Here is a 6,228-nt window from a genome sequence, read left to right as displayed (position 1 = left end):
AATCTATGCACTGCCTTTGGTTTGCCTGCTCTTGAACTTCCTTGCATTCGCAGCCTGTCTGCGTTTCCTTTTCTCACGACAGGGACTCTATTGGATTGTGCCGCTCTTTCTCACCTTTTTCATTCTCTGGCCCAATGCTCTCAACCTGTATCAGGTTGCAAGCAATGCTGCTCAGGTGAGCCTTCCCTACTCCTATCTTGACCTACAACCGCTCTTGCTCTCACTGTTCTGGTACGCCATGATTGTCACCTTCCACTTCGCCCTGAAGAAAACCATCAGGGTGAACCACTATGAAGAACAGGTAAGAAAGAACCTCCATGAAGCACGCTACCAGATGGCTGTTGAGATGATGATCCAGGGCAGAAAGGAAAAACGCAGGAGACAATACTACACCAAGGCTCCCGCCTCAGCTCCCGTTCTGGATGCGTACAGTTCCACCTGGACTGACCTGTTTGACCAGAGATGAATATGAAACACCTCTACTTTTGCGGAATCAAACACAGCGGCAAATCCACGCTGGGAAAGCTTGCCGCCCAAGCATTGGGATACTCCTGGGTCGATCTGGATGACTTGGTTCTCCAGGGCATTGCTCCATACCGCTCCATCCGTGAATTCTATCAGGAAGCAGGCAAAAAAGCTTTCATGGAAGAGGAAGTGAGGGCACTCAAGGCATTTCTCAACACGAGAGAAACCCCATACATCATCAGCCTTGGGGGAGGAACCTCGGACAACCAGGCCCTGATCGATGTGATCAAGCAATCAGGGAAGCTTGTATATCTGGAAGTGAAGGAACCGGTCCTCCTACAGAGGATCCTGGCGGGAGGGGTTCCTCCCTTTCTCGATCCTTCAGATCCTGCGTCTTCCTTCGCTTCACTCTATGAGAGGAGACATGCACGCTATAGCAACATTTGTGACATCATGGTACGATTACCAAATTACCCGGACGTCCGCGATACGGCGCACTTCCTTGTTGAAACACTGAAAATCGAGGTTTGATATGGGGCACAACAGTTTTGGCACAGCATATACCGTCACCACATTTGGTGAGTCACATGGACCTGCTTTGGGAGTTATCATCGATGGGGTCGAACCCGGCTTCAGGATTGATGAGGAGGCCATCCAAAGAGAGATGGACCGCCGTAGGCCAGGAGCAAACCCAACAGGCACCGAACGAAATGAAATCGATAAGCTGACCATTCTCAGTGGTCTCTATGAGGGTGTCACGACCGGCACCCCGATTGCCATGATTCTCTACAGCACCAATCAACGCTCAGCTGATTACTCCCACCTTGAAAATGTATTCCGTCCAGGCCACGCAGACTGGACCTTCTTCCAGAAGTATGGGATCAGGGATATCCGCGGAGGGGGACGATCAAGCGGAAGAGAGACCAGCGCCAGGGTTGCAGCCGGGGCCTTGGCTAAGCAGCTCCTTGCCAAACGTGGCATCACCATCAAGGCAGGCACCGTACAGGTGGGAGATATCGTTGCACACAAGAGAGATTGGGCTGAGACAGATAATCCCCTCTCCTGCCCGGACAAAGATGCTGCACAATCGATGGTATCTCTCATTGAACAGGTAAGAAGTGAAAAAGATAGCATTGGTGGAATCATTGAATGCCGGGTAGAAGGAGTGAGGCCAGGACTGGGTGAACCAGTGTTCGGAAAACTTGAAGCATTGATCAGCCATGCCGTGATGAGCATCGGAGCTGTCAAAGGAATCCAGTTCGGCGATGGATTTGCCTGTGCATCCATGCGTGGCAGCCAGTTCAACGACCAGAGGACCAGTGATGGTTTTCTCTCCAACCATGCAGGGGGTATCCTTGGCGGCATCTCCTCAGGGCAGGAGATCATACTGCAGGCAGCAATCAAGCCAACGGCATCCATTGGAAAATCCCAGCAGACGGTCACCAAGGACAATGAGACCACCAACTTGGAAATTGAAGGGCGTCATGACCCTTGCATCTGCAGTCGTGCTGTGGTGGTCATCGAATCAATGGTCGCAATCACCCTGCTTGACCTTTATTACACTGCATTTGGGAAGGCATGATGAGAGATACCCCACTTATTGTACAGAGTGATAAAACCCTGCTTCTTGATGTTCACCATGAACAGAGCGAGGCATGCCGAAACGACCTTGTCCGGTTCTGCGAGCTGATCAAGAGCCCTGAGCATATGCATACCTATGCCTTGAGCGCAATCAGCCTCTGGAATGCCTCAAGCTGCGGGGTGGATGCATCCTTCATTCTCTCACGCCTTGATTTCTGGTCAAAGTTCCCGGTACCGGAATCGGTGCGTTTTTATATTGAGGATATGGGGACGCGTTGGGGAAAGGTCATTCTCTCAGGCAGTGAAGATCCTCGCTACTATGAGCTATGGGTTGAGAATAAACGCATCAGGACGGAATTGCTGAGCAGGCAAGCCATTGCAAAACTGTTGGTGGTAAAGGATGAATCACGGTTTCTCCTTGAAGCGTACAATCGCGGAGAGATCAAGCTCCAACTGATCAAGATCGGGTATCCTGTTGATGACAGGATTCCCTTGAAACATGGTCCCAAGCTGCCCTTCACACTCAGGGAAACCACCCAGGATGGCAAGCCATTTTCCGTACGCCCCTACCAAAGGCAGGCAGCCGATGCCTTGCTCGGTGACCTCGGTCCCGGCAGTGGGTTCGGGACCATAGTCCTTCCCTGTGGTTCAGGAAAGACAGTGGTGGGAATGCATATCATGGAAAGGCTCACCACCAAGACCTTGGTGGTCACAACCAATGTGGCCGCAGTTCACCAGTGGATCAGTGAGATACTGGACAAGACCACCCTAACAAAGGACCAAGTAGGGGAATATACCGGTGACAAGAAGGAAAGCAAGGATATCATAGTGTGTACCTACCAGGTGCTCACCTACAGACCGGACAAGGAAGGGCCTTTTCCACATCTTGAACTACTTACCAAGGGGAATTGGGGTTTGATCATCTATGATGAGGTACATATGCTTCCAGCCCCGGTATTCAAGGTCACCGCAGAGTTGCAGGCTGTCTATCGTGTAGGACTCACGGCAACACTGGTAAGGGAAGATGGTCGTGAGGACGAGGTTTTCAGCCTTGTTGGTCCAAAGCGTTTTGATGTTCCCTGGAATGAGTTGCAGCAGCAGGGATTTATCGCTGAAGCATATTGCCATGAAGTAAGGATCGACCTTCCCCAGGAGGATGAGATTCCCTATGCCGTAGGGACAAAACGGGAAAAGTACCGTATCGCCAGTGAGAACAAGAGAAAGCTGGAAGTGGTGCAGGCTTTGGTTGACAGGCATCCCGACGATTTCATTCTCATCATCGGCCAGTATCTCGACCAACTCAAGGGCATCGCCAACCATTTTGGGCTGCCGATCATTACCGGGAGTACCCCAAACATAAAACGGGAAGAGTTGTATAGGGATTTCAGGGAAGGAAAACAACGTATCCTGGTTGTCAGCAAAGTAGCAAACTTTGCTATCGACCTTCCTGATGCCTCGGTTGCCATCCAGGTCAGCGGAACCTTTGGGTCGAGAAGTGAGGAAGCACAACGACTGGGAAGGATTCTCAGGCCAAAGAACCGCTCCTCCTTTTTCTATTCTGTGGTAACACGGTACTCAAGTGAGGAAGAGTTTGCCGCCAATCGTCAGAAATTCCTTGCCGAGCAAGGCTATTCCTATGAGATAGAGGTATGGGACACGTGAGTGAAAGAGCACAAGAAGCGTTCAAGACATTACTGAGTCGTTATAGTGAAGACACCTATTTTTACCTGGCACGTAATTACATGGGGAAGCTCCAGTCGCCTTTCCACAAACCACAGCTGACAGCGAGGCTCTGTCAGTTGTTCAGCCAGGAATCTATGGTGCAGAAGACCCTTTCAATGCTGGACTCCTTTGATCAGGTAATCCTGAGCTTGGTCGCCACGTTTGGACCGCTCACAGTGGAGCAGGTCACATCTCTGCTCAAAGGTTCATTCAGCTATGGAAATCTCCTAAGGCGGGTAGGAAACCTGCAGGAGCGCCTGATACTGCTCAGCGATGCAGGGAGATTGGTTTTCAACCCACTTCTGGAAGAGGAATTGCTGCAGTACTGCTCGCTCATTCCCCTGTTTGGAGAAAAGGAGCTGCCATGTGCGGAAAAACCATACTGCTCCACTGAGTTTCTCCGTGGTTTTTTCTCGTTGGTGGCCAAGGAAGGCAAATGCCTCTTCAATGAGGGAACCTGCCAGCATTTCCCCACCTATGAACGTGATCGGCTCAAGGAAATGTATGAAGCGCTGGGCGATTATCTCACTGAGATGGGTGTGATACGGAGAAATGCACGGCGTTGTACCCTTGATTGGCAGAAAACAGAGGCATTGCTCTCTCTTTCAGATTATCAGCTACTCTCGCTCCTGCTTTCCAGGAACCTCGAAGGCACGGCCCCCTTGGAATTTGTCAATGCACTTCTCTCGACCCTGCAGACTCTTGGAGGTTGTGATACCACCTCACTCAAGCTCCTGATCAAGGGACTATGCATTCGCTACCAGATTACCTACACCGCTTCCCTGCTCAACGAACTCTCCACCTGGGGAGTCTTGACCCTGGATGAAAACTGGCAGGTCTCTGCCATCAGCAATGAGAGCCAGCGAACAGGACTGCTCATAGACAGCGACCAGACCATCAGCTACCAAGGAAATTCACCTGCAGGGGATATTCTCTATAGGTTTGCTTACCTTGAAGTGTTGGACCATCAAAGAAAATATCATATTACCAAGGAGAGTGTGCTGGGGGCGTTTGATTCCTCATTGGATTACCCTCAGATCAGGGAGTATCTGCAGGCAAACAGCACAAGGGGGATGAACACCTCCCTGTCCAAGCAACTAGAAATGCTCAGTGAGCGTTACCAGAACGTGACCATCTACGACGGGCTGGTTCTCTCCTGTGATGAGCGCACTGCAAATCTTGTTCACAATCTGCCTTCTCTTTCAGAGCATCGTCTTGCCACACTCTCCCCTACCATCTTCATCATGCGCAGGGATAGTGAGGATACCTGGAGGCAGGTGTTGAAGAATGCCGGTCAGTTGGTCGGTGCCACCAAGAGCTTCGACAGAATCGAAATTCTGGAAAAGAAAGAGCATCCTATATTGCGGGAACGAATTGGAAGAGCTGCAACATTGAGACAGATTGCCACCCTTCCATGCCATCCCAGGAAACCCGTGGAGAAAGCACCCCTGGATGAATCATTGAGGCAAGCCATAGCGAAGGCGGATCTTTCAAAGGCCGAACGTGAAGACCTTGAACATCGCTTCCAGAGCAGGATCATACTCCTTCCTTCCCAGATTGTGCCCCAGGTGCTCAACCCAATCCTTGAGGCTGGAGGATTCGACTACCAGGGCAAGGTAAGTCTCTGCAAGCAGGCAGCAGGAAAGAAGGACATCCTTCTGGAACTGCAACTCCCCGACCAGGAACTGATTGTCCAGGCACTGGAACTCGCCTTCACACCCCAGAAGGAGGCACTGCTCAAGGCAGCGGTTATGCCCTCGATGGAGGTAAAGATCCTGCCGGTGAGCAAGCTATTCCTGATTCGTCTTGTCAGATTTCATTTTGCTTAAGTCAGAGTGCTACCGTCACCCAGTGTGGGTAGTGGTATCCAGTGAATGCCTCAAACTGTAGCTTTCCCTGCTCCATCAGCATCTGTTTTCCAGCGATGATGGTACAACCTGCCCCCTTGGCCCGCTTAAGAAAGGCTGTCTCCTCTGGTTTATAGACAAGTTCGTATACAATTTCCTTACCAGAGAACTGCAGGGAAGGGCAAGGCTCCTGGCCTTCCAGGTCCCCCATCCCTACATTGGTTGTCTGTACCACCAGATCCACCGTCTCACTGTAGAGGTGGGCATTATCCAGGGTATCGTAGGCACTCATCGTCTCATTCGCCAAGGTTCTGGCATGTTCGATGCTCCTGTTGAGGATGGTGACCTTTACATCATGGTTGTGCAGGGCCCATACAACCGCCCTACTCGCACCACCGGCACCGATTACCAAAGCATTCCTGATATCCCCTTGCGCGATAAGGTCATCGATCGGAGCAAGGAATCCATAGTAATCAGTGTTGATCCCTTTCCACATGTTCTGGATCCTGACCACTGTATTGCATGAACCAATTTGCTTCACTTCACGGGTGATACGGCCCAAGTAGGGTTGCACGCTCCGCTTATGGGGAACGGTTACCGAGAATCCATGGAT

6 protein-coding genes are annotated in these 6,228 nt (G+C 51.1%); 5 read left to right on the top strand and 1 reads right to left on the bottom strand.

Translation table 11 applies throughout. The features are described from left to right. From JF818_RS14120 to JF818_RS14100, 5 genes are all read left to right on the top strand, one after another. Positions 1-466 (top strand): hypothetical protein (locus JF818_RS14120; RefSeq protein ID WP_233067920.1); only part of this gene is annotated, 466 nt, incomplete at its 5' end. A 2-nt stretch (positions 467-468) separates the two neighbouring features. Then, entirely contained in the window at positions 469-996 is a 528-nt protein-coding gene (locus tag JF818_RS14115; protein WP_198892618.1) for a shikimate kinase, read from the top strand. Position 997: 1 nt separating this feature from the next. Then, the gene (gene aroC / locus JF818_RS14110) at positions 998-2,047 is read left to right on the top strand and encodes a chorismate synthase (protein ID WP_198892617.1); all 1,050 of its coding nucleotides are present in this window, start codon (positions 998-1,000) and stop codon (positions 2,045-2,047) included. Further along, positions 2,047-3,708, top strand: coding sequence for a DNA repair helicase XPB (locus JF818_RS14105; protein WP_198892616.1), 1,662 nt, complete (start codon positions 2,047-2,049; stop codon positions 3,706-3,708). The genes aroC and JF818_RS14105 overlap by 1 nt, the downstream gene beginning before the upstream one ends. Then, positions 3,696-5,597 carry a helicase-associated domain-containing protein gene (locus JF818_RS14100; protein ID WP_198892615.1) on the top strand — a complete coding sequence of 634 codons (1,902 nt, stop codon included), beginning with the start codon at positions 3,696-3,698 and terminating at the stop codon, positions 5,595-5,597. Before JF818_RS14105 ends, JF818_RS14100 begins: the two co-directional genes overlap by 13 nt. A gap of 1 nt (position 5,598) precedes the next feature. Here the strand turns inward: JF818_RS14100 and JF818_RS14095 are convergent. Beyond that, positions 5,599-6,228 (bottom strand): shikimate dehydrogenase (locus JF818_RS14095; protein WP_198892614.1); only part of this gene is annotated, 630 nt, incomplete at its 5' end.

The organism is Sphaerochaeta sp. S2 (assembly GCF_016406725.1).
In the GTDB taxonomy this organism is placed as follows: domain Bacteria; phylum Spirochaetota; class Spirochaetia; order Sphaerochaetales; family Sphaerochaetaceae; genus Sphaerochaeta.
The sequence above is the reverse complement of the archived record's forward strand: the minus strand, read 5'-3'. Positions and strand labels throughout refer to the sequence as shown.

Coding starts and splice junctions, on each gene's coding strand:
- JF818_RS14100 (WP_198892615.1), top strand. CDS start 3,696: ATGGGACACGTGAGTGAAAGAGCACAAGAAGCGTTCAAGACATTACTG.
- JF818_RS14115 (WP_198892618.1), top strand. CDS start 469: ATGAAACACCTCTACTTTTGCGGAATCAAACACAGCGGCAAATCCACG.
- aroC (WP_198892617.1), top strand. CDS start 998: ATGGGGCACAACAGTTTTGGCACAGCATATACCGTCACCACATTTGGT.
- JF818_RS14105 (WP_198892616.1), top strand. CDS start 2,047: ATGAGAGATACCCCACTTATTGTACAGAGTGATAAAACCCTGCTTCTT.